This window comes from Ruegeria sp. HKCCA4008, assembly GCF_013033125.1.
GTDB lineage: Bacteria > Pseudomonadota > Alphaproteobacteria > Rhodobacterales > Rhodobacteraceae > Ruegeria.
On the sequence record NZ_WQDM01000001.1, the window covers coordinates 503698 to 525900 of the forward strand.

Annotated in this window: 18 protein-coding genes; 9 read left to right on the plus strand and 9 right to left on the minus strand. The window is 59.2% G+C overall.

Annotation, left to right across the window (positions count from 1 at the left end; translation table 11 throughout):
* Nucleotides 1–74: 74 nt before the first annotated feature.
* The 4 genes from GOW60_RS02530 to GOW60_RS02545 all read right to left on the minus strand — a co-directional run bounded on the left by GOW60_RS02530 (nt 75) and on the right by GOW60_RS02545 (nt 3435).
* Complete coding sequence (locus tag GOW60_RS02530) at nt 75–575, minus strand: polymer-forming cytoskeletal protein (RefSeq protein WP_117868644.1); 501 nt, start codon at nt 573–575, stop codon at nt 75–77.
* The gene (locus GOW60_RS02535) at nt 565–1896 is read right to left on the minus strand and encodes a DUF5930 domain-containing protein (RefSeq protein WP_171228113.1); all 1332 of its coding nucleotides are present in this window, start codon (nt 1894–1896) and stop codon (nt 565–567) included. Before GOW60_RS02535 ends, GOW60_RS02530 begins: the two co-directional genes overlap by 11 nt.
* A 174-nt stretch (nt 1897–2070) precedes the next feature.
* The gene (locus GOW60_RS02540; protein WP_371813325.1) at nt 2071–2889 is read right to left on the minus strand and encodes a ferritin-like domain-containing protein; all 819 of its coding nucleotides are present in this window, start codon (nt 2887–2889) and stop codon (nt 2071–2073) included.
* An 84-nt stretch (nt 2890–2973) separates the two neighbouring features.
* Nucleotides 2974–3435: a peroxiredoxin gene (locus GOW60_RS02545; protein ID WP_171115431.1), complete on the minus strand. Its 462-nt coding sequence runs from the start codon at nt 3433–3435 to the stop codon at nt 2974–2976.
* Between the two features lie 68 nt (nt 3436–3503).
* Between GOW60_RS02545 and GOW60_RS02550 the strand changes: the two genes are divergently transcribed.
* The 4 genes from GOW60_RS02550 (at nt 3504) to GOW60_RS02565 (ending at nt 10047) form a co-directional block, all read left to right on the plus strand.
* The gene (locus GOW60_RS02550; protein WP_371813319.1) at nt 3504–6890 is read left to right on the plus strand and encodes a DUF3971 domain-containing protein; all 3387 of its coding nucleotides are present in this window, start codon (nt 3504–3506) and stop codon (nt 6888–6890) included.
* Between the two features lie 42 nt (nt 6891–6932).
* The gene (gene queA / locus GOW60_RS02555) at nt 6933–7979 is read left to right on the plus strand and encodes a tRNA preQ1(34) S-adenosylmethionine ribosyltransferase-isomerase QueA (RefSeq protein ID WP_171228115.1); all 1047 of its coding nucleotides are present in this window, start codon (nt 6933–6935) and stop codon (nt 7977–7979) included.
* A gap of 111 nt (nt 7980–8090) precedes the next feature.
* Nucleotides 8091–9362: an MFS transporter gene (locus tag GOW60_RS02560; RefSeq protein WP_171115435.1), complete on the plus strand. Its 1272-nt coding sequence runs from the start codon at nt 8091–8093 to the stop codon at nt 9360–9362.
* A 109-nt stretch (nt 9363–9471) separates the two neighbouring features.
* Complete coding sequence (locus tag GOW60_RS02565; protein WP_152458288.1) at nt 9472–10047, plus strand: DUF924 family protein; 576 nt, start codon at nt 9472–9474, stop codon at nt 10045–10047.
* A 43-nt stretch (nt 10048–10090) separates the two neighbouring features.
* On the opposite strand, the gene GOW60_RS02570 is transcribed toward GOW60_RS02565, so the two are convergent.
* A complete protein-coding gene (locus GOW60_RS02570; RefSeq protein WP_171228116.1) occupies nt 10091–10525 on the minus strand; it encodes a hypothetical protein in 435 nt (144 codons plus the stop codon).
* A gap of 213 nt (nt 10526–10738) precedes the next feature.
* Between GOW60_RS02570 and lpdA the strand changes: the two genes are divergently transcribed.
* Nucleotides 10739–12133, plus strand: a complete 1395-nt coding sequence (gene lpdA / locus GOW60_RS02575; protein WP_171228117.1) for a dihydrolipoyl dehydrogenase — start codon at nt 10739–10741, stop codon at nt 12131–12133.
* 153 nt (nt 12134–12286) lie between these two features.
* On the opposite strand, the gene GOW60_RS02580 is transcribed toward lpdA, so the two are convergent.
* Complete coding sequence (locus tag GOW60_RS02580) at nt 12287–13672, minus strand: dipeptidase (RefSeq protein ID WP_171167681.1); 1386 nt, start codon at nt 13670–13672, stop codon at nt 12287–12289.
* A 325-nt stretch (nt 13673–13997) separates the two neighbouring features.
* Here GOW60_RS02580 and hemA point away from each other — a divergent pair, with 325 nt between their 5' ends.
* From hemA to ispG, 3 genes are all read left to right on the plus strand, one after another.
* Nucleotides 13998–15221, plus strand: coding sequence for a 5-aminolevulinate synthase (gene hemA, locus GOW60_RS02585; protein ID WP_171228118.1), 1224 nt, complete (start codon nt 13998–14000; stop codon nt 15219–15221).
* Nucleotides 15222–15350: 129 nt separating this feature from the next.
* On the plus strand, nt 15351–16556 hold the full coding sequence (locus tag GOW60_RS02590) for a helix-turn-helix domain-containing protein (protein WP_171228119.1): 1206 nt from the start codon (nt 15351–15353) through the stop codon (nt 16554–16556).
* A gap of 71 nt (nt 16557–16627) precedes the next feature.
* Nucleotides 16628–17749: a flavodoxin-dependent (E)-4-hydroxy-3-methylbut-2-enyl-diphosphate synthase gene (ispG, locus tag GOW60_RS02595; RefSeq protein WP_171204937.1), complete on the plus strand. Its 1122-nt coding sequence runs from the start codon at nt 16628–16630 to the stop codon at nt 17747–17749.
* Between the two features lie 18 nt (nt 17750–17767).
* Here ispG and GOW60_RS02600 read toward each other — a convergent pair whose 3' ends face one another.
* The 3 genes from GOW60_RS02600 to GOW60_RS02610 are packed head-to-tail and all read right to left on the minus strand — an operon-like array spanning nt 17768 to nt 21000.
* Nucleotides 17768–18838, minus strand: coding sequence for an agmatine deiminase family protein (locus GOW60_RS02600; protein ID WP_171228120.1), 1071 nt, complete (start codon nt 18836–18838; stop codon nt 17768–17770).
* A 24-nt stretch (nt 18839–18862) separates the two neighbouring features.
* On the minus strand, nt 18863–19621 hold the full coding sequence (locus GOW60_RS02605; protein ID WP_152458280.1) for a DsbA family protein: 759 nt from the start codon (nt 19619–19621) through the stop codon (nt 18863–18865).
* Nucleotides 19618–21000, minus strand: a complete 1383-nt coding sequence (locus GOW60_RS02610) for a M48 family metalloprotease (protein WP_171228121.1) — start codon at nt 20998–21000, stop codon at nt 19618–19620. The genes GOW60_RS02605 and GOW60_RS02610 overlap by 4 nt, the downstream gene beginning before the upstream one ends.
* Between GOW60_RS02610 and GOW60_RS02615 the strand changes: the two genes are divergently transcribed.
* Nucleotides 20999–22162: a pyridoxal phosphate-dependent aminotransferase gene (locus GOW60_RS02615; protein WP_171228122.1), complete on the plus strand. Its 1164-nt coding sequence runs from the start codon at nt 20999–21001 to the stop codon at nt 22160–22162. The genes GOW60_RS02610 and GOW60_RS02615 overlap by 2 nt on opposite strands.
* The last annotated feature ends 41 nt before the right edge of the window (nt 22163–22203 follow it).

Sequence of the window (22203 nt, forward strand, 5' to 3'; positions counted from 1 at the left end):
GTACAGGCTGCGGCGCAAGAAAGAAACGCCGCTGGTCTCCCAACGGCGTTTCCGATCTGACCTGATGGGTCGAATTACTGTTTGACGTCTGCTGCCGGGTTCGATCCGGCTTTGGCGCTGCGGCCCGGATTCAGCGGATCGTCCTGGCGCTGTACAGACCCTTCGAAATGCGCTCCGCTTTCGATGGCGATGGTCTTGTGGATGATGTCGCCTTCGACACGTGCGGTCGATGTTAGACGCACCTTGAGACCACGTACGCGACCCACGATACGTCCGTTGATCACGACGTCATCTGCGGTGACTTCACCTTTGATCGTTGCCGATTCACCAATGGTCAGAAGGTGAGCGCGGATGTCGCCTTCGACTGTGCCTTCCACCTGTATGTCACCAGAGGTTTTGATATTGCCAGTGATGTGCAGATCCGAAGACAAAACCGACGCAGGCGGCTTGGGCTTGGGTGCGGTGGCAGGTTTCGACTCGGTCGGTGCAGGGGCCGCTGGGGTCGCCGGAGCGGCTGGTTTGGCCGCCTCGGGTGCCTTGGATGCGGGCTCGTTGATTTTGCTTTTAGAAAACATTTCTCGCAGCCTTGATGTAAGTCATTGGGTTTACGGGTTTTCCGTTCACGCGCACCTCATAGTGCAAATGCGTGCCGGTCGACCGTCCGGTGCTACCCATATCAGCAATATGATCCCCGCGCGAGACCCTTTGACCAACCTTCACGTTGATCTTGGTGTTATGAGCGTAAAGTGTCTCAATTCCGAATGCGTGCTTGATTTTCACAAGCCGTCCGAAACCGGATTGCCAGCCTGCATGGGTAACGACGCCGTCTGCTGTCGCAAAGATATCCGTGCCTTGCGGCCCTGCGAAATCGACCCCGTTATGCATCCGGCGACCACCGGTTTTGGGGTCGCGCCGGCTGCCATAGCCGCTGGTGAAACGCACGGCCGAATGCACGGGATTGGCAAAGGGGGCCTTTTCCGCCGCAAGTCGGTAAAGATTCAGCTGATCCATCTGTTGCAGCAATGTGTTCGCGCGGGCTTCCTCGGCGGACAACTCGTCCACCTCACCGCGCGTGCTAACGGATAAAGGGGTCAGCGGACCGCCCATACCGCTATATCCGCGCCGGACCTCTTCAATGATACGGTCTGTTGGCATTCCCGCCTGACGGAACATCTTGTCCAGCGGCTCGACCGAGATCACCATGGCCTCTTCCAGCTGGCGGAAAATCTCGTCGCTGCGTTCCTGCATCAGGCGGATTTCCAGCTCAAGATCATCGCGCTGGTCCAGTGCTTGCCGGGCGTCGGCGGCGATCTGATCGCGTTCCTCAGCCGTACGCGCCAGAGCGTCCGTCATGAACGCCATCTGAACCGGCGCGCTGGCGGCCGTTACGTACATATCAGCGTTGCTGTTTTCCTGCTTCAGCGCCGCCAGTTCCTTCCGCGCATCTTCCCGCTGTTTCATGGTGGTGCGCAGCGTGGTCTGAATGACTTCGATCCCCGTCTCAAGTTCGCGACGGCGGTTTTCCGAGGCCAGCAGTTCGGACTGCATGGTGGATATCTGTTCCAGTGCGGCGTTGAAACGATCCTGAGCGGCGAGGGCTTCCTGCGCACGGGCGTCGCGTTCTGCGGACAGGACATTCAATCGTTCCTGATAGGTTGCCTGGTCGCGTTTCGCCTGTTCCCGGAAGTTGCCCGAACCGATGCTGTCCATCAGCAGAATGGCAGTTGCTACCGCGGTCCATCCGACCATGACGGCAACACCGGCCACCGCGACCACCTGCGTTTCCGAGCTGAGACGGATAAAACGTGTATCTTTGTCAGACTTCAGAAAAACCCGGCGTTCCGGAAAGTACCGTTCAAATGCGGAGTGTATTTTTATTGCCAGACGTGTTCGCACGCGTCCTACCTCTCATCCCCAAGATCGGGACCGGTCGTGAGTGCCGGCCGCTCCTTGGGCCGACTGCATAAAGGGCAGGCAGCGTTCGGGCAAGTTTGTTGATCAGTCTGGCGCCAACTGCGTAGAAATCCCCCCAAAGATCGGCGGGAAATTGCCGAAAAGCATGTTGAGGCGTCAGTTCGTGATTTCGCCGGGCTCGGGCAGGTCTTCGGTCAGCGGCCAGTAGAAATCGGGCGGCAACCCGGCCTCGGCCCGTTTTTCCTCGTTGAAGGGTGGTTTGAGGACGCCGTGGAAATACCGGCGCACCAATGCGTGAAACACATCCTTGGGGTCCGTGTTTTCACGGCCGCACAGGAAGTGAAACCACTTGGACCCATAAGCGACATGGCCGACTTCTTCGGCATAGATCACTTCAAGTGCGGCAATGGCCTGCTCGGCCTTGGCCTTGCGAAAGATCTCGATCATGCCGGGGGTCACATCCAGACCACGCGCTTCGAGCACCATCGGCACGACCGCAAGCCGTCCCATCAGGTCGTCTGCGGTGTCCTCGGCCGCGCGCCACATTCCCGCATGGGCGGGCAAGGCGCCATAATGGCTGTCCATTTGTTCCAGACAATCGCAGACCATCTCGAAATGGCGCGATTCCTCTTCGGCGCATTTTACCCAATCGTCATAAAACCCGATCGGCATCGGCACATGGCCAAAGCGGGCAATGATATCCCAATGCAGATCGACGGCGTTCAGTTCGATATGCGCCACGGCATGCAAAAGGGCGATGCGGCCCGCCTCGGTGCCCGGTTTGCGCTTTGGCACCTCGCGCGGAGACAGGAGTTCGGGCCGTTCCGGGCGCGCGGGCCGCAGCGGGGGTGACGCCGTCCCGATCTCGATCGGGGGCGCGTCGCCCTTGCGCGACGCAAACCACGCGGCGGCGTGCTGTTTGGACAGGGCGGTCTTTTCCCGACCTTCTGCCGTTGCAAGAACTTCGGTCGCCATCTGGGTCAGCGATTTGGACACCATTATTCTCCGCCTGGTTGATCCTGTGGCTCTTAAACCGGATGGCGACTGTGGTCGAGGGCGTTACAGCGCGCGCACGGCTTCCAGCACCTCATCCACGTGGCCGGGAACTTTGACCTTGCGCCAAACGCGGGCAATTTTGCCTTCGGGGTCGATGATGAAGGTCGAACGCTCGATCCCCATCGACTTGCGCCCGTACATGTTCTTTTCGACCCACACGCCGTAGTCTTCACAGACGGTCGAGCTCTCATCCGACAACAGCGGTGTGGTCAGCCCATGCTTGGCGACGAATTTGTCATGTTTGGCTACGCTGTCGCGCGAGATGCCGAAAACTTGTGCGCCCGCATCGGCAAAGGCCTGAAGTTGTTCCGAGAAACCGATGGATTCCTTGGTGCAGCCCGGCGTATCATCGCGGGGGTAGAAAAACAGAACCACGGTGCTACCGCGCAACGCCGAAAGCGTCACCTCGCCGCCGCCGTCGCGCGGCAAAGTGAAGTCAGGGGCGATGTCTGAAACGTCGGGCATTGGAAACTCCGCTAAAGGTTTTTAAAGGCTGCCTGATATCATAGGGCAACGCGTGCGGGTTGGAAGGCGTGGATAGCAATTTGAAGCAGCACGAAGACGGTGACGGAGCACGGCCCGTCAAGCCCGCGCGCCGTCGGTCTCGCCGCCGGGCCGCGGGTCTGTGGGCCATGCGCGGCACTTTCGTGCTGGTACTGCTGGCGCTGTTCACCGGTTTCATGGTTGTCGGGCAAAGGATGCACGCCCCCGTCTGGCTGCGGGACAGGGTCGAAGCGCGGCTTGAGCAGGCTTTGGGCGGGCTCCAAATCCGGTTTGGCGATGTGAGTTTCATCATTCACGAGGGATGGCGCCCCCGTCTGCGCCTGACGGATGTTGCCATCAGCGACGCTGAGGGTCGGCAAATTGCGCAGGTGTCCGACATGCGCGCCAGTCTGGCCATGCGCCCCTTGTTGCGGGGGCACGTCCGCCCCAAAAGGATCATTCTGAGGGGGGCGCAGATCGCCGTGACCCGAGACAAGGACGGGGCGCTGAGTCTTACGGTCGGGTCCGGCAGCGCACCGGTGCAGGAGGCCCCGAACCTGGCACGGCTTATCGAGGCTTCGGATCAGGTCTTCCTGTCTCCGGCGCTATCGGCGCTGACCTCGGTCGAGCTTGATGCGATCACACTGGATTATCGCGATCTTCGGCAGGGGCGGTCCTGGATTCTGGACGGTGGGCATATTCAAGCCAACCGAGCCGGCAACGAAGTGCGCTTGGCGACCGGGTTTTCGGTTCTGGCGGGGCGTGACTATGTCAGTGCCATCGAGGCCAATTATACAAGCGTTCTGGGCACACCTGCCGCACAATTCGGAATCTCGGTCACCGATCTTCCGGCCGAGGACATCGCGGGCCAAACGCCTGCCCTTGCCTGGTTGCAGGTTCTGCGGGCCCCGATCTCGGGTGCCTTGCGCGGTGGTGTCGACGAAAACGGAGCGATCGGAACTTTGTACGCCACGCTGAATCTGGGGGCCGGGGCGGTGCAGCCAAACCCGGAAACACGCCCGGTTCCCTTCGAATCTGCGCGCACCTATTTCACCTATGATCCCAAAGGTCAGATTCTGGATTTCAACGAAGTTTCGGTGGTCTCGGCCTGGGGTGAGGTTCAGGCTGACGGAAAGGCGTATCTGGAAGGTGCAGAAGATGGCGTGCTGGACAGCCTGTCTGCACAGTTGCGGCTGTCCGGTATCAACGTGAACCCGGCAAACCTGTTCCCGCAACCTATTCAGCTTTCGCGGGCCAGCCTGGATTTCAAGATGGTCCTCAACCCGTTCCAGCTGCATCTGGGTCAGATGACCATTGAAGATCCGGGTCACACGGTGCGTGCCTTTGGCGTCCTGACCGGGCGGCCGGATGGCTGGGCCGTCAAGCTGGACGCACACCTGGATCAAATGACGTCGGACAAGGTTCTGGGATACTGGCCCGAACGTCTGGCGCCGAAACCGCGAGAGTGGGTGACCGAAAACCTGTACGAAGGGGTTCTGTCGGATATGGACTTTGCCCTGCGCCTGCTGCCCGGATCGAAACCGGATCTATATCTGGATTTCGGATTTGAAAAGGCGAAGATTCGGTTTGTCAAAACGCTGCCGCCGATCGAAAAGGCGCAGGGTCAGGCCAGCCTGATCAACAGCAGGTTCACGGTCACTGCACAGCAGGGTGTTGTGATTGCGGATGACGGCGGTGCTGTTGATGCGTCGGGGACGTCCTTCATCATACCCGACACGGATATCAAGAAATCCGCGCCTGCGATTGCGCGCATTAAGGCCAAAAGCAGCGTGACGGCCGCGTTGTCGTTGTTGGACCGGCCTCCGCTGGAATTGCTCAGCAAGGCGGGGTTGCCCGTTGACGTAGCGAAAGGAACGGTGTCGCTGGCGGGAACCCTTTCCTTGCCTTTGAAAAAGGGTCTCAAGTTTGACGAGACCGAGTTCCATTTCGACGGAAGGTTGGCCAACCTGTTCAGTGACCGCTTGGTGCCCGGATTTGACGTTAGTGCTGATCTTCTGGACCTTTCTGGTGATCAGTCCGGCGTTCAGATTCAGGGGCAGGGGCAGTTCGGGGACGTGCCGCTGACGGCGCTCTGGCGGCAGCCGATAGACGGCAAGTCTGAACAGCGAAGCACCCTGACCGGTCAGATCGAGCTGTCGCCGCGATTGATGGATGAGATCGGCGCCGGTCTGCCTCCGGGTATGCTGACCGGCAAAGGGATTGCAGATATCACGTTGGGGCTCGGCGCCGGGGTTGCCCCGAAATTATCCGTCACATCCGATTTGCAGGGGGTCGCGCTGGCCATACCCGAACTTGGTTGGAGAAAGGGGGCCAATTCGACCGGCTCTCTGACGGCCGAAGCGACTTTGGGATCGCAGTTGAAGGTGGATAGCCTGCGGATAAATGCAGCGGGTTTGCGTACATCAGCCTCCATTACGTTTCGCGAAAACGGCGAATATGACCGGGTTCGCTTCACCTCTTTCGACCTCGGCGACTGGCTGGCGGTCCCGGCAGAGCTGATCGGGCGCGGAAACGCCATGCCGGACATCCGTGTGCTTGGCGGCGTCCTTGATATGGGCCGCGCGAATTTCGGCGAAAGCGGCGGATCGGGCGGCGGGGGCGGCGCCGGGCCTAAACTGGACGTGGCTCTGGATCGCCTACAGGTTACGGAAACCGTCGCGCTGACCGGGTTCCGGGGCGCATTTCAGACGACCGGCGGAATACAAGGGAACTTCACCGCGCAGGTCAATGGCGGCGCGCCGGTCAGGGGGCAGGTCAGCCCCAGAGGGAACCGAAGTGCTGTTGACCTTACGTCGCAAGATGCGGGGTCCGCGCTGCGATCGGCCGGAGTACTGACACAGGCGCGGGGCGGAGAAATGAATCTCAAGCTCGAACCTGTGACGGCACCGGGCAGCTATGACGTGATGCTGAAAATCACCAACACACGGATTACCGACGCCCCGGCCATGGCGGCCTTGCTGAATGCCATCAGCCTTGTGGGCCTGTTGGATGAAATGGCGGGGCAGGGTATCTTTTTTGCAGCAATCGACAGCCGGATGCGTGTCACCCCCACGGACATCAAGGTGCTAAGCGGCAGTGCTGTCGGCCCGTCGATGGGCCTGTCTTTTGATGGCACCATCGATACGGTGAACGGATTGCTGAACCTGCGCGGTGCGATCTCGCCCATATACTTGCTCAACGCGGTCGGCAGCGTGTTCACGCGCAAGGGCGAGGGCGTCTTTGGCTTCAACTACACCCTGACCGGCCCGCTTGCCTCGCCCAAAGTGTCGGTAAATCCGTTGTCCGGTCTCGCACCTCTGTTCCTGCGCGACCTGATGCGCGCGCCGGCACCCAAAGTTCAGGATGGTCCGAACGCAGTGCCGCAGAAACCGGATGAACCCAAACGCACATTCGGCTCATCCCCAAGTGACCGCTGACAGGATATGGCCGAATCTGATGCAGGGTTGTAAGGCGCGGGCATGAAACTTAGCGATTTTGATTTCCATCTGCCCGAAGACCTGATCGCCACGCGGCCGGCCAGCCCGCGTTCCTCTGCGCGCTTGCTGGTGGCGCAGGGGGATGCAATCACGGACAGCCATGTTTTCGACCTGCCCGATTTCCTGCGGCCGGGTGACCGGCTGGTGTTGAATGACACACGGGTCATTCCGGCGCGACTGAACGGCCGACGCCACCGGGACAGCGCGCAGGGGCCGGTTTCCGCAGGGATCGAGGCCACTTTGCTGGATCCACAGGCCGATGGCACGTGGTCTGCGTTGATCAAGCCGCTCAAGAAGGTGAATCTTGGGGAAGAGATTGTCTTCTCGGATGATCTCAGCGCCACACTGGACAGGGTTGCGGATGGCCAGGCGTATCTACGCTTCAATCTCAGCGGCGAGGATTTCGACGCGGCGCTGGATCAGGCCGGAGCAATGCCTCTGCCGCCCTACATCGCAGCCAAACGTCCGGCTGATGAACGGGACAAGACGGACTATCAGACCATCTGGGCAAATCATTCAGGCGCCGTGGCCGCCCCGACCGCATCCTTGCATTTCGACGAGGCGCTGATGAAGGCGCTGGCAAAACGGGGGGTAAGCTTCACGCATGTGACGCTTCACGTGGGGGCAGGGACTTTTCTTCCGGTCAAGGTTGAGGATGTCACAACACACAAGATGCATGCTGAATGGGGGCAGGTAAGCCCCGACGCCGCCGCTGAGATACAGGCAACCAAGGCCGCCGGCGGGCGGGTGATCCCGGTGGGGACAACGGCTTTGCGACTGATCGAAAGTGCGGCAAGGTCAGGAAAGATCGAACCCTGGGAAGGCGACACGGATATCTTCATCTATCCCGGTTTTGAATTCCACGTCACTGACGCATTGATGACCAATTTTCACCTGCCGAAATCCACGTTGCTCATGCTGGTTTCGGCGCTGATGGGGCAGGATCGGATGCGCGATGTCTACGCGCATGCCATCGCCCGGAAATACCGGTTCTTTTCCTATGGCGACGCGTCGCTTTTGATCCCTTGAGAGGCGCGGAAACAGCATCGCGGATCGGGAATGTCGTAGACAAGCGCGACGTAGGCGGTCTTTGATCGCAGAACGACACTAAAATCAGGTTGGCATTAGTCGGAGGCCCCAATGATTCAGGTCCTTTCCAGCGCATGGGCGCTGCTGCTCGGCATGGGGTTGCTGATGGTCGGAAACGGCCTCCAGGGTACGATTCTGGGTGTGCGGGGTGAGATCGAAGGCTTTTCGACCCTCGAGATGTCTTTTGTCATGTCGGCCTATTTTCTGGGCTTTCTGGGCGGCTCACGTCTTGCGCCCGAGATGATCCGGCGCGTTGGCCATGTGCGGGTTTTCGCGGCCCTTGCGTCGTTTATTTCGGCCGTGATGATCATGTATCCCATGCTGACCAACCCGATCGCGTGGGCCTTGGGCAGGGTGGTGATCGGATTCTGTTTTTCGGGCGTCTATGTCACCGCTGAAAGCTGGCTCAACAATGCGGCCAGCAATGAAAATCGCGGGCAGGCGCTGTCGCTCTATATGATCGTCCAGATGACTGGGATCATCAGTGCGCAGGCGCTTGTTCTTGTCGGCGACCCGGCTGGTTACGAGACCTTTGTGATCGCCTCGATCCTGGTTTCAGTGTCCTTCGCACCGATTTTGCTGTCGATCTCGCCGACACCGGCCTTTGATACCACCAAACCGATGACCCTGAAGAAACTACTGGAAACCTCGCCTCTGGGCTGCGTGGGCATGTTTCTTCTGGGGGGTGTGTTTTCCGCGCAGTTCGGCATGGCGGCGGTGTATGGCGCCCGGGCAGGGCTGTCGCTTGTTGAAATTTCAACCTTCGTTGCGGCGTTTTATATCGGCGCAGTGGTCCTGCAATACCCTTTGGGCTGGTTCTCTGACCGTATGGATCGCCGCTTTCTGATCCTGCTTGTGGCGCTCGCCGGTGCCGGTGGCGCAACGATCGCTATGATGATGGGCGGATCGTTTCCAATTCTGCTTGCTTCGGCTTTCCTGATCGGCGGTATGTCCAACCCGCTATATTCACTGCTGATCGCGCATGCGAATGACTTTCTGGATCACGAGGACATGGCGGCCGCATCCGGTGGGCTGGTATTCATCAACGGTCTGGGCGCGATTGCCGGGCCGGTGATCACCGGCTGGCTGATGGGGGATGCCGTATTCGGGCCACCGGGCTTTTTTCTCTTTATTGCGGCACTGTTACTCGCAATGGCACTTTACGCCCTGTATCGGACGACGCAGCGGGCATCGATACCCGTGGACGAAACCGGCACAATGTCGACGCTGTATCCAACAGCCTCGCCAGTTGCGTTTGAAGTGGCACAGGAAGTCGCCATCGAAGCCGCCGAGGCCGAACAGGCTGAGCAGGAAGATGCCTAGGACACAGGATTATGTCGCAAGTGTTGCAATATGTTACTGTAACAGTTCTGTAAAACGGCCTTAAATGACGTTACGTCCAAACTACGGGCACAAGACGGAGTTTAAGGCAATGGTAACGCCTGAAGAAGTATTGAGTTTTTGGTTAGATGAGGTGGGTCCAAAGGGCTGGTACATAGAGGATGAAGCGCTGGATTCAGAAATCCGCGCACGTTTTCAATCAACGTGGGAGGCTGCGGCCGAGGGCAAGTTTTCGCTCTGGCTGACCTATCCCAGCGGGTCACTGGCTTACATAATTTTGACGGACCAGTTTCCACGCAACATGTTCCGCGGGCAAGCGCGTGCTTTCGCGACGGACCGAGCGGCCCTGGCGGCTGCGAAATGCGCGGTGGACAGAGGTTGGGACAAGAAGATCGATGAACCGGCCCGGCAGTTCTTTTACCTGCCGATGATGCATTCGGAAAATCTGTGTGATCAGGAACGCTGCGTGCGTCTGATCTGTCAGAACCTAAGCGGCGATACAAGCAATCTGCTGCACGCCCGTGCGCATCGTGAAGTGATCCGCAAGTTCGGTCGTTTCCCTTACCGGAACAAAGCACTGTCGCGCAGCTCGACCCCCCATGAAGAGGCTTACGTCGACATGGGCGGCTATGGCAGCACTGTGCGAGAGCTGCAAGCAATGGCCTGAGACCGTACAAAGGTTTTGAGCCTCTGTTGTTAGTGCGGGGGGCTCAGGCTCCCGGCTCACACCCTTTGAACGACAAGACCCGTTCGGACGCGATGTCTGCTCCGGTCTGTATGGCTTGGGCGATCAAAACCTCTGGTGTCTCTGCAAGTTCTGTGAATCGCTCCTGCGCAGTTTGTAGCTTTTGTTCAACCGCGTTCAGGCGGCGCAATGTTGCCTGGATATTTTGAGCGGTTTGACTGTCCGTAACTTGGTTTTCCCTCATCAGCGTCGTTAAATCACCGCGCAACGCGGAAAGCTCGCCCCGAATGCCCTTCGCTTCATCCCGAATAGGGGCAAGAACTTGCACTGTCTCTGAGAATTCCGCCGAGACGCTTTCGACTTTCGATGCCAGCTTCCAGCCTAAAAACAAGCACAGCGCCACAAGTATCAAAGTTGCGTTTAGCAGAGCAAGCGCCAGATCTTTTAGTGTTTTGGCCATGGTAAACCCCTTGAATTCAATGTGTTCACAAATGTCCGAGCGGCGTCGGCGTTTCTGTTCTAGCCATAGCATGGGCCTGCGTATAGGCTGAAATCCGCATATTCAGGTAAGGTTTACCCTGCGTCTCATTTGTCGCGGGAACGCGTGTTGATGCGTTTCTGAAAATAGTTTAATGGTAAACTAAATTTTCACCACCTGCGCCGAGAGGAACACATGGCTGCACAATCCTATGATCTGATCGTAATCGGGGCTGGCCCCGGTGGCTATGTCGCCGCCATTCGTGCGGCCCAGCTTGGACTGAAAACCGTCGTGGTCGAGCGGGAGCACCTCGGTGGCATCTGCCTGAACTGGGGGTGCATTCCGACCAAGGCATTGCTGCGGTCCTCCGAAGTGTTCCACCTGATGGAACGCGCCAAGGATTTCGGATTGAAGGCCGACAAGATCGGTTACGATCTGGACGCGGTCGTCAAAAGATCCCGCGGCGTTGCCGGGCAGCTTTCGGGCGGCATCGGCCATCTGCTGAAGAAGAACAAGGTCGCCGTGGTGATGGGTGAGGCGACGATCCCCGCAAAAGGCAAGGTCAGCGTCAAGACCGACAAAGGCATCGAAGAACTGTCGGCCAAGAACATCATTCTTGCAACCGGCGCACGGGCCCGCGAACTGCCCGGTCTCGAGGCTGACGGCGATCTGGTCTGGACATACAAGCACGCGCTGCAACCGCCCCGGATGCCAAAGAAGCTGCTGGTCATCGGCTCGGGCGCGATTGGAATCGAATTTGCCAGTTTCTATAACACGCTGGGGGCCGACACGACGGTGGTCGAGGTGATGGACCGCGTGTTGCCCGTGGAAGATGCGGAAATCAGTGCCTTGGCTAAGAAAGCCTTCACCAAACAAGGCATGACCATCATGGAAAAAGCCATGGTCAAGCAGTTGGATCGCGGCAAGGGCAAGGTCACCGCTCATATCGAGGTCAAGGGCAAGGTTGAAAAGCACGAGTTCGACACCGTTATCTCGGCTGTCGGGATTGTTGGGAATGTCGAAAACCTCGGGCTCGAGGCGCTGGGCGTCAAGATCGACCGCACGCATGTGGTGACGGATGAATATTGCCGCACCGGCGTCGATGGCCTTTATGCGATCGGTGACATCGCGGGCGCGCCCTGGCTTGCACATAAAGCCAGCCACGAAGGTGTCATGGTTGCCGATCTGATCGCGGGCCAGCATGCGCATCCGGTCAAGCCCGAAAGCATCGCTGGATGTACCTATTGTCAGCCGCAAGTGGCCTCGGTGGGATATACCGAAGCCAAGGCCAAAGAGCTGGGCTATGACATCAAAGTCGGTCGCTTCCCCTTCATCGGCAACGGCAAGGCCATTGCTCTGGGCGAACCGGAAGGTCTGATCAAAACCGTGTTCGACGCCAAGACAGGCGAATTGCTGGGGGCCCATATGATCGGCGCGGAAGTCACGGAACTGATTCAGGGCTATGTGGTTGGGCGGCAGCTGGAGACCACCGAAGAAGACCTGATGAACACGGTCTTCCCGCACCCGACTCTGTCAGAAATGATGCATGAAAGCGTGTTGGACGCTTATGGCCGCGTGATCCACATGTAACGTCATACGCGTGTTGCGGTCGGACAGGGGGCTCTGCCCCCGCCTTGCTGCGCGCGGCTCCCCCGGGATATTTTGGGCCAGATGAACAAGGGATCCTTTATTCATCTGGCGTCAAATATCCCGGAGCGCGAGGCAGAGCCTCGCTGAAATCCGTTACTTGTTCAAAGCATCCAGAATGCGGGCCCACGAACGGATGCCCTTGTGAAAGCTTTTGACGTCGTATTTCTCATTCGGCGAATGGATGGCGTCGTCCTCGTTGGCATAGCCGACCAGCATCGAATCCAGCCCCAGAACGGTATTGAAATACCCGACGACGGGGATCGAGCCGCCCATGCCGGTAAACACCGCTTCGCGGTCCCACTCGTCCGACAGTGCTTTGCGCGCGGCTTCGAATTCCGGGCGATCGATATTCATGACCGAAGCGGGCGAACCTTCCAGATCGTTGTCCCAGACAACTTTTGCATCCGGGGACAGGCGATCCTCGACATGTTTGCGGATCTTGTTGCGCAGCGCGTCGGGGTCCATGTCGCCGACCAGTCGGCACGTGATTTTACAATGCGCTTCCGAAGGGATAACGGTTTTCGAGCCTGCGCCATTGTATCCGCCCCACAGCCCGTTCACCTCAAGTGTCGGGCGCGCCCATTGCTGTTCGAGCGTCGAATAGGCTTTTTCGCCGTGCGGCTGGGTATAGCCGACCGAATTCAGATAATCCGCTTCATCGAAACCGCAATTCTGCCACTGGCGCAGCTGGTCCTGGGGCACTTCATGAACGCCTTCATAGAAACCATCGACCGCGACACGCCCGGTTTCGTCATCATAGAATGATGCAACGATCTTCGACAGCTCGCGCAGCGGGTTCAGCCCCGGGCCACCGTAATGGCCGGAGTGCAGATCGATGCGGGGCCCGATGATCGTGAACTCGTCCTTCAGCATGCCGCGAAGCTGCGCGGCAATCGACGGAACACCTCGCGACACCATGGATGTATCGCAAACCAGCGCCAGATCCGCTTTGAGTTCGGCCGCGTTTTCTTCGAGGAAGGGGACCAGCGAGGGTGAGCCGGATTCCTCTTCGCCTTCAAAGAAGAAGGTGATGCGGCAGGGCAGGGATCCGTGCACCGCTTTCCATGCGCGGCAGGCTTCGACGAATGTCATCAATTGACCTTTGTCGTCCGATGCCCCGCGCCCGCGGATGACGGGGCCGTGCTCGGTATCTTCGATGGCAGGGTCAAACGGGTCGCGTGTCCAAAGGTTCAATGGATCGACAGGTTGCACATCATAATGGCCATAAAACAGAATATGGGGTGCATCCGAGTCCTCGCCCACATGGCCTACGACCATCGGGTGCCCCGGGGTTTCCCGTTTTTCTGCTGCAATTCCGATACTGTTGAGGTCGGCAACCAGCCAGTCGGCCGCACGGCTGACGTCGGCCTTGTACGCGGGATCGGTTGAGATCGAAGGGATGCGCAGCAGCTCCATCAGGCGGTCGATCGAGGTTTGCAGATCTTCGTCAATCCGGTTCAGCACGGTGTCTAGCGACATGGGGATCTCCTGCTTGTCTGTGTTCGCGCGAACCCTAGCAGCGTTGACAGCGCCGTCCAGAGCGGTTGATCTGAATTGTTCATGCAATCACAAGCCCGCGAATGACGTTGCGCGGGCTGCGTCGTTTCCACGCGTCCGATGGCCGGAACTATACTTGCCGTGAGCATTGCAAACTTATATTTGATGCAAATCAAAGTTGGGTTCACCTGTTCGGCTGTAACCAGCTGAACAAAGTAACACAAAGCTGCTGATACAGGTTAAGCTGTGGGATGTGGCAGACTAATTGCCCAAGGGAAACCGGAAATGGGCATTCAAGGAGGGTCCGTTGGACTATACTGCTCAGCTCGATTCAGCGATTGCCAGGCTGCATGACGAAGGACGTTACCGGACCTTCATCGATATCGAACGTCGCAACGGACATTTTCCGCACGCGGTGCGCACGCGCCCGGACGGCTCGCAGCAGAACATCACCGTATGGTGCGGCAATGACTATCTGGGCATGGGCCAGCACCCTGTTGTTCTGAACGCAATGCACGAGGCGGTCGAAGCCGCAGGTGCAGGATCGGGCGGTACGCGCAACATCTCGGGGACAACGGTCTATCACAAACGGCTCGAGGCCGAGCTGGCAGATCTGCATGGCAAGGAAGCCGCGCTTTTGTTCACCAGCGCGTATATCGCCAACGACGCCACGCTCAGCACGCTGCCCAAGCTGTTCCCGGGGCTGATCATCTATTCTGACGCGCTGAACCATGCTTCGATGATAGAAGGGGTGCGCCGAAACGGCGGGGCCAAGCGCATCTTCCGTCATAACGACGTGGCGCATCTGCGCGAATTGCTCGAGGCGGACGACCCCGCCGCCCCCAAGCTGATCGCCTTTGAATCCGTCTATTCGATGGACGGTGATTTTGGTCCGATCGAAGAAATCTGCGATCTGGCAGATGAATTCGGCGCGCTGACTTATATCGACGAAGTGCACGCGGTGGGCATGTATGGCCCGCGCGGTGGCGGCGTGACCGAGCGGGATCGCCTTGCACATCGGATCGACATCATCAATGGCACCCTGGCCAAGGCCTATGGCGTCATGGGGGGCTATATCGCCGCCAGCGCAAAGATGTGCGATGCCGTGCGGTCTTATGCGCCGGGCTTTATCTTTACGACATCTTTGCCGCCGGCGGTTGCCGCAGGCGCTGCTGCATCCGTTGCGTACCTGAAAACCGCGTCTGAACTGCGCGAGCAGCACCAGACCCAGGCGAAGATCCTCAAGCTGCGGCTGAAGGGAATGGGCCTTCCGCTGATCGACCACGGCAGCCATATCGTGCCAGTGATCGTCGGCAATCCGGTGCACACCAAAAAGCTCAGCGATATGCTGCTGGACGATTATGGCATTTACGTGCAACCGATCAATTTCCCGACCGTCCCGCGCGGAACCGAGCGTCTGCGTTTTACCCCGTCTCCGGTGCATGGACCCGACGAAATGAACCGTCTGGTGCAGGCGATGGACGAACTTTGGTCACATTGTGCGCTAAATCGCGCCGAACTTGCCGGATAACCTAACGCCAAAGTGTGCAACGAGTTTGCCGCGTGTTAAGCTTACGCTAACAAAACGAGTAGACGAATCATTGTGGGGATGATTCGCCGCTTACGCGAAATACGCGACAGGCAGAATGGGGCAGCAGGGATGATTGGGCGCAGATCTCAGCGCGAATCCGAAGAGAACGTAGATGTCAGACCAAAAGGGTTTGACGACTACGAAGTTCGCCTAGGCGACAAGATGCGCGGTGAACGCGCAACGATGGGCAAATCTCTTCTGGATGTTCAGCGCGAGCTGCGGATCAAAGCCAACTATATAGCTGCAATTGAAAACGCCGACCCCGATGCGTTTGATACACCCGGCTTTATCGCCGGGTATGTGCGTTCCTATGCGCGCTATCTGGGTATGAACCCCGATGAGACCTTCGCGACTTTCTGCGAGGAAAGCGGATTTGAGGTTGCGCATGGCATGTCCGCAGAGGCCTCGGTGGTGCGGAAACCTTCAGGGGCTTTGCCTGCGCGCGGCCCGATGGGGCGGGATCCGTTCATTTCGCCCAATACGCCCTATATCCCGGGCAAGGAGTCTCTGGTCAGTCAGATTGAACCTCGTGCAATCGGCTCGTCGCTGGTTTTGCTCGCGGTGATCGGTGGCATTGGCTATGGCGGTTGGGCTGTTTTGAACAAGATTCAGCAAGTACAGGTCAGCCCGGTTGAACAGGCACCGGTGGTTCTGTCTGATCTGGATCCGCTGGATGCGGCGCGCAGCAACGTGTCAGATGATGTTACGGAAGTAGCAAGCGCAGAAGCACTGGACCGTCTCTATCGTCCGCAGGCGCTGGATGTTCCGGTGCTGGTCTCGCGGGATGCTCCGATCTCAACGCTTGATCCGCGCGAGGTTGGAACCTTCCGCCCGCCCGAATTGCCGCAGTTCGAAGTGGCTGAACTGCACACGGTCGAAAAACCGGCCCTGCCGCAAGTGGTCGAACAGATCGATACCACGCTCAAGATCGTGGCAGTTGACCCCGCCTGGATGCGTGTGACGGCTGCGGATGGCAGCGTCATTTTCGAAGGTACGCTGGGAACCGTCGAGCAAGGCAGTGTATTCGAAGTGCCCCTGACGGAAGAACCGCCGACATTGCGTGCGGGCGCGTCGGGATCGGTTTATTTCGCGATGAACGGTGAACATTACGGCCCGGCGGGTGCTCCGGGAACTGTCGCCAAGGGTGTCGTTCTGTCGAAAGACGCCGTGTCCGAGGCCTATGCCGTCGCCGATCTGGAGGCGGAACAGAACAGTGCGCTCAAGCAACTGGTGGCGGAACTGCAAACCGAGGCGACAGAAACGCCCGCCGAGTGATCTAGCCATTGCGATAACCCCGTTGCCGAACTATCTACAGTCGCAACTCAGGCAGACGCGGATCCGTCCTTATGTCCCTCAATCACGTGCGCCCATGGCGCGACATCTATCGTCGTAAATCCCGTCAAATCATGGTCGGCAACGTCCCCGTTGGTGGCGATGCACCCATTGCCGTTCAAACCATGACCAACACGCTGACCACCGATGTGGCGGCGACCGTGGCGCAGGTACAGGCGGCGGCTGAGGCCGGCGCTGACATCGTTCGCGTCTCGGTTCCTGACGAAGCGTCGTCCAAGGCGCTGAAACAGATCGTTCGGGAAAGCCCGGTGCCTATCGTGGCGGACATTCATTTCCACTATCGGCGCGGGATCGAGGCCGCCGAAGCGGGCGCTGCCTGTCTGCGCATCAACCCCGGCAATATCGGCGACGAAACCCGCGTAAAAGAAGTCATCCAGGCGGCGCGCGACCACAACTGCTCGATCCGCATCGGCGTGAACGCGGGCAGCCTGGAAAAGCACCTGCTTGAGAAGTATGGCGAGCCGTGCCCCGAGGCGATGGTCGAAAGCGGGCTGGAACATATCCGCATCCTTCAGGACAATGATTTTCACGAGTTCAAGATCAGCGTAAAGGCCAGCGACGTGTTCCTGTCGGCCGCGGCCTATCAGGGCATTGCCGAGGCGACGGATGCCCCCATCCATCTGGGCATTACCGAGGCCGGAGGGCTGGTCAGCGGCACGATCAAATCGGCCATCGGGTTGGGCAACCTGCTGTGGATGGGGATCGGCGACACGATCCGCGTCAGCCTGTCTGCTGATCCGGTGGAAGAGGTCAAGGTCGGGTTTGAAATCCTCAAATCCCTTGGCCTGCGTCATCGGGGCGTCAATATCATCTCGTGCCCATCCTGCGCGCGACAGGGTTTTGATGTCATCAAGACCGTCGAGGCGCTGGAACATCGCCTTGAACACATCAAGACGCCGATGAGCCTGTCGATCATCGGATGCGTGGTCAACGGGCCGGGTGAAGCACTCATGACCGATGTTGGTTTCACCGGCGGCGGGGCAGGGTCCGGCATGGTCTATCTGGCCGGCAAAGCCAGCCACAAGATGTCGAACGACCAGATGATCGATCACATCGTGGAAGAGGTCGAGAAAAAGGCGGCTGAACTGGATGCGGCGGCTGAAGCGGCTGAATAGCCTGTTTCTTCGCGACATTTAAAAACCGGGAATCTGTTGTGTAGCGCAATGGATGCCGCCGCCAAGCTCTCCCAGCACATCCACGTCAAGCGTCACGACTTCACGACCGGGGTGGTGTTTTGCAAGCGTTTCCGACGCGATCCTGTCTGTTTCCGAGTCTCCGAACCGGGCTGCAATCACACCGCCATTGCAGACGTAGTAATTGGCATAAGAGGCCACGAAATCCGGGTCTTCGACACGTCGGAAATGCGGCTCGGGTATCACGTCCATGTTGATGCCCGCGGCAATGAGACGATCGTAGGTGTCCAGCGCGGCCAAGTGGAAAGGATCATCTTTGTCCGGTTCATCCGGCAAGTTGATGATGCCGCGACCGGGGCCGGTAAAGCGGGCCAGACTGTCAATGTGATAGTCGGTGATGTCTTCGCCCCAGACACCTTCGGACCAGATCATGCGTTTGGCCCCATAGGCCGCCAACAACCGGGCTTCGATCTCGTCCCGAGTGAGGCCGGGATTGCGGTTGTCATTCACCCAAGAGCTTTCATGCGCCATTAGCGTCCCATGCCCATCCTGCTCGACGCCACCGGCTTCGCCGATCAGCCCGGTCGGCAACAGGGGCAGACCCAGCCTTTCGGCCACTCTGCCGGCAATTTTCGCATCATGTGCGTGAACCTGTTTTCTTCCCCACCCATTGAACTGGATCTGTTGGACCGCAAGCGCGCCACGGTCGTTGATCGCAAAGACCGGGCCTGCGTCCCGGCACCACAGATCTTCGGTCGGGACATCCCAGATCTCGACCGCCGCAGAAAGCCGTTTGCTGATGTCTGCGTGATGTTCCGATCCGGCGAGCATTGTGACGGGTTCAAAAGCAGAGATCGTGTTTGCGATTTCCGCAATGGTCCCCTGTACCATTTCCAAAAAAACGGGGTCGGGATAGACGGTGCGGCTGACCGGCCATTGCATGAAAGTGCGATCATGCCGGGCGTCTTCGGCCGGCACGTGGAAGCCTGTCGCGGACTGCGCAATAGACTGGCCAGAGAAACACGTCATACCCAACGCTCCTCCGGCCACCAGAAATTCCCGCCGCTTCATGGCACGTCGCCGACAGATCCGGCCTTAGCCGCGTTCGGCACGTATACCGTTGACGATCTGCTGCATCTGATCGGCTGGCAAATAGCCACGCAGCATCTCTGTGCCCAACACGAACGAAGGCGTGCCCGAGATCTGCATCCGCTGGGCCAGAGCACGGGTGCGCGCAATCTCATCCGTAACGCGATCGCTGTCCATCGCCGCGATGATCTCGTCGCTGTTCAGCCCCAAACCGTCCGAGATGCGGCGCAGGGCAACTTCGGTTGGCTCGCCGGTGAATTCCAGCAGGGCATCATGGACCTGCTTGTATGCGTCGTCGCCCGCCACGTGTTTGGTGGCCACGGCAAAACGTGAGGACAGCACAGACGCATCACCCAGAATGGGGAATTCCTTGATCACAAGGCGGATGTTGCCGTCTTCTGCCAGCAGGCTGGTAACTTCGGGAACGGCACGGCGGCAATAGCCACACCGGTAGTCCATGAACTCGACCAGCGTGATGTCGCCATCCGGGTTGCCGCCAACCCAGCTGTACCCATCATCGAACAGTTCATCCGCATTGGCGGCGACCAATTCTTTGTCCGCCGCGGCTTCGGCGACGGCATTGCGCTCTTCCAGAATGTTGATGGCTTCGATGATCACTTCGGGGTTTTCCAGCAGGTATTCGCGCACCTGGGCACCAAATTCCGCCTTCTCGGCATCGTTCATCGCATTCAAGTCCAGCGCCTGCGCCGAGGTCGCCGCCATGGAAAGCCCCAGAAGGGCGGGTGCAGCATGTCTGAGGATCATTTCCGTTTCCTTTTGTCTTTGTCGAGTCGTTCCGACGCAATCAACACGTCTTGTGCCCTTTGCCAACCCGGTGAACCTTCGGGCAGACGTGCCACGGCGCGTTTCGCGTGAATTCCGGCGTCTTTCAACCGCCCTTGCAGCGCATACCGCTCTGCCGTCACGGTGGATGCCATACCATCATTGCCAACCTGAGCATAGGCCACACCCAGATCCTGCAACAGCCTGGCGTTCCGGTAGTCCCGGGCGCGGGCTTTTTCCAGCACGCTCAGGGCCTGTTTGGTTTGACCCTGCGCCAGCAACGCCCGCCCGTATCCAGCCAGGATAAGGGCATCGTTCGGAGCCATTTCAACAGCGTTCCCATACGCTTCAACAGCCGCGCCTATTTGCCTGTTTTCCAGAAGAATTTGCCCTTTCAGGTCATAATAGTAGGGGTCGTTCGGGCGCAGCGCCAGTGCCGCGTCGATGGCACGGCGCGCGCGATCCAAATCACGGTTCTGATGATGGGCCGAAGCCTCGCGCATCAGGCGGATGTCCTGGGCGGCTTCTTCTTTGGCGCGCCGTAATGTCCAACTGGGTGAGCGTAAAAAGGCCGACAGTTTGCCTTTGACGCGGGCAAACCAGTAATCGGCATTGGCATTCGGAACGGCTTTGTCGCCGAACTCATCCAGAAACGCTTCGGCGGCGCGCAATCGTTCACGACTGGTGGGATGCGACCGCATGTACGGGTCCTGATTGGCGACGCTCAGCAATTCCTGACCCGCGAATTTTCTGTGCAGCTCGACCATGCCGCTGGGGGAAATCTGAGCCCATCGCAGATAGCTTGCGGCGCTTCGGTCGGCCGAGGCCTCTTCGGCGCGGGTATGGCCCAGAAAGCTGCGGATTGCGGCGCCTTGGGTGCCTGCGGCGATGCCAATGGCGGCTTCACCCCCTCCGGCCACAGCCGCAAGAAGGGCCAAAGCGGTACCAAGGCCTGCATTGCGCCGCGCCGCCTTCAGGTTTTCGGCGCGCCGGGCCAGATGGCCGTTCGCGATATGCGCGGCCTCATGCGCGATCACTGCTTGCAGCATTTCGGGGTTTTCGACCGTAAGGATCAGCCCGTAATTCAAATAGATGGCGTTGTAGTCGATGACGAATGCATTGAACGTGTTGTCATTGACCACAAGGATTTGAACCCGATTGGTGTTCAGACCGGCGGCACGCAGAACCGGAAAGGCCAGCTCGCGCAGGCCACGCTCGATATCGGGGTCGCGGATCAGGCTTTGCCCATGGGATTGCGTTGCCGCCGCCAGCCAGACACCAACCGACAGGATCAGAGCCGGGATTGACCTCAGCAGGGATACGCGTTCAAAAGCCATGGCTGCAACATGGGAGATGGGCATGAGAAACTCAACCCGGTCCGGGGTCGATCCCTTCATCGTGATGGACGTGATGGAGGCCGCGCGCCGTGCGGAAGAAGCGGGCCGCCATGTGATTCACATGGAAGTTGGCCAGCCCGGAACCGGCGCCCCCAAGGGCGCGACCGAGGCGCTGGCCAAGGCGATGGATCAAAGCCCGTTGGGATATACGGTGTCTCTGGGTTTGCCTGCGCTGCGAAAGCGTGTCGCGCAGCTTTATGGTGAGTGGTACGATGTGGACCTGAACCCGGGGCGCGTGGTCATCACGCCCGGATCGTCCGGCGGGTTTCTGCTGGCTTTCACGGCATTGTTCGACAGCGGGGATCGCGTCGGAATCGGTGCGCCGGGGTATCCGTCTTATCGCCAGATTCTCAGGGCACTTGGATTGGTGCCGGTCGATCTGCCGACCGCGCCTGAAAACCGTCTGCAACCCGTGGCAGCGGATATTCAGGGAATGGGCCTGAAGGGGCTGATGGTGGCGTCTCCGGCGAATCCTACCGGCACGATGCTGGATCACGCCGCCATGGGGTCGCTGATCGAAGCCGCACACGGGCAGGGGGCATCCTTCATCAGCGACGAAATCTATCATGGTCTGGAATACGAGGCCAAGGCCGTGACCGCGCTGGAACTGACGGATGAGTGCTATGTGATCAACTCGTTTTCCAAGTATTTCTCGATGACCGGTTGGCGCGTGGGCTGGATGGTCGTGCCCGAGGATCAGGTGCGCGTGGTCGAGCGGATAGCCCAGAACATGTTCATCTGCGCGCCGCATGCCAGTCAGATTGCCGCACTGGCCGCGATGGATTGCGAGGACGAACTGCAAGCCAATCTGGACGTGTACCGCCGAAACCGCGCCCTGATGCTGGACGGGCTGCCCAAGGCGGGCTTTACGAAAATCGCGCCTCCGGACGGGGCTTTCTATGTATATGCCGACGTGTCTGACCTGACCGATGACAGCCGCGCATTTGCGGCCGAGATTCTGGAAAAGGCCGGGGTCGCGGTCACGCCGGGTCTGGATTTCGATCCGCAGCGCGGCCATACGACGTTGCGTTTTTCCTATGCGCGTTCGACGGCCGACATTCAGGACGGGCTGGAACGGTTGCGCGTTTTCATGACCGAGCGGAAGGTGATCGGGGAACCTGCCTGAGCCGTTCACAAATCAGCCCTTGTGGTATAGGCTGCCCGGCA

Bases quoted from the DNA above. Each gene is read 5' to 3' on its own strand.
- GOW60_RS02590 (WP_171228119.1), top strand. From the start codon at position 15,351: ATGATTGGGCGCAGATCTCAGCGCGAATCCGAAGAGAACGTAGATGTC.
- GOW60_RS02540 (WP_371813325.1), bottom strand. From the start codon at position 2,889: ATGGCGACCGAAGTTCTTGCAACGGCAGAAGGTCGGGAAAAGACCGCC.
- GOW60_RS02530 (WP_117868644.1), bottom strand. From the start codon at position 575: ATGTTTTCTAAAAGCAAAATCAACGAGCCCGCATCCAAGGCACCCGAG.
- queA (WP_171228115.1), top strand. From the start codon at position 6,933: ATGAAACTTAGCGATTTTGATTTCCATCTGCCCGAAGACCTGATCGCC.
- GOW60_RS02605 (WP_152458280.1), bottom strand. From the start codon at position 19,621: ATGATCCTCAGACATGCTGCACCCGCCCTTCTGGGGCTTTCCATGGCG.
- GOW60_RS02615 (WP_171228122.1), top strand. From the start codon at position 20,999: ATGAGAAACTCAACCCGGTCCGGGGTCGATCCCTTCATCGTGATGGAC.
- GOW60_RS02580 (WP_171167681.1), bottom strand. From the start codon at position 13,672: ATGTCGCTAGACACCGTGCTGAACCGGATTGACGAAGATCTGCAAACC.
- GOW60_RS02560 (WP_171115435.1), top strand. From the start codon at position 8,091: ATGATTCAGGTCCTTTCCAGCGCATGGGCGCTGCTGCTCGGCATGGGG.
- lpdA (WP_171228117.1), top strand. From the start codon at position 10,739: ATGGCTGCACAATCCTATGATCTGATCGTAATCGGGGCTGGCCCCGGT.
- GOW60_RS02600 (WP_171228120.1), bottom strand. From the start codon at position 18,838: ATGAAGCGGCGGGAATTTCTGGTGGCCGGAGGAGCGTTGGGTATGACG.
- GOW60_RS02545 (WP_171115431.1), bottom strand. From the start codon at position 3,435: ATGCCCGACGTTTCAGACATCGCCCCTGACTTCACTTTGCCGCGCGAC.
- ispG (WP_171204937.1), top strand. From the start codon at position 16,628: ATGTCCCTCAATCACGTGCGCCCATGGCGCGACATCTATCGTCGTAAA.
- GOW60_RS02610 (WP_171228121.1), bottom strand. From the start codon at position 21,000: ATGCCCATCTCCCATGTTGCAGCCATGGCTTTTGAACGCGTATCCCTG.
- GOW60_RS02565 (WP_152458288.1), top strand. From the start codon at position 9,472: ATGGTAACGCCTGAAGAAGTATTGAGTTTTTGGTTAGATGAGGTGGGT.
- GOW60_RS02570 (WP_171228116.1), bottom strand. From the start codon at position 10,525: ATGGCCAAAACACTAAAAGATCTGGCGCTTGCTCTGCTAAACGCAACT.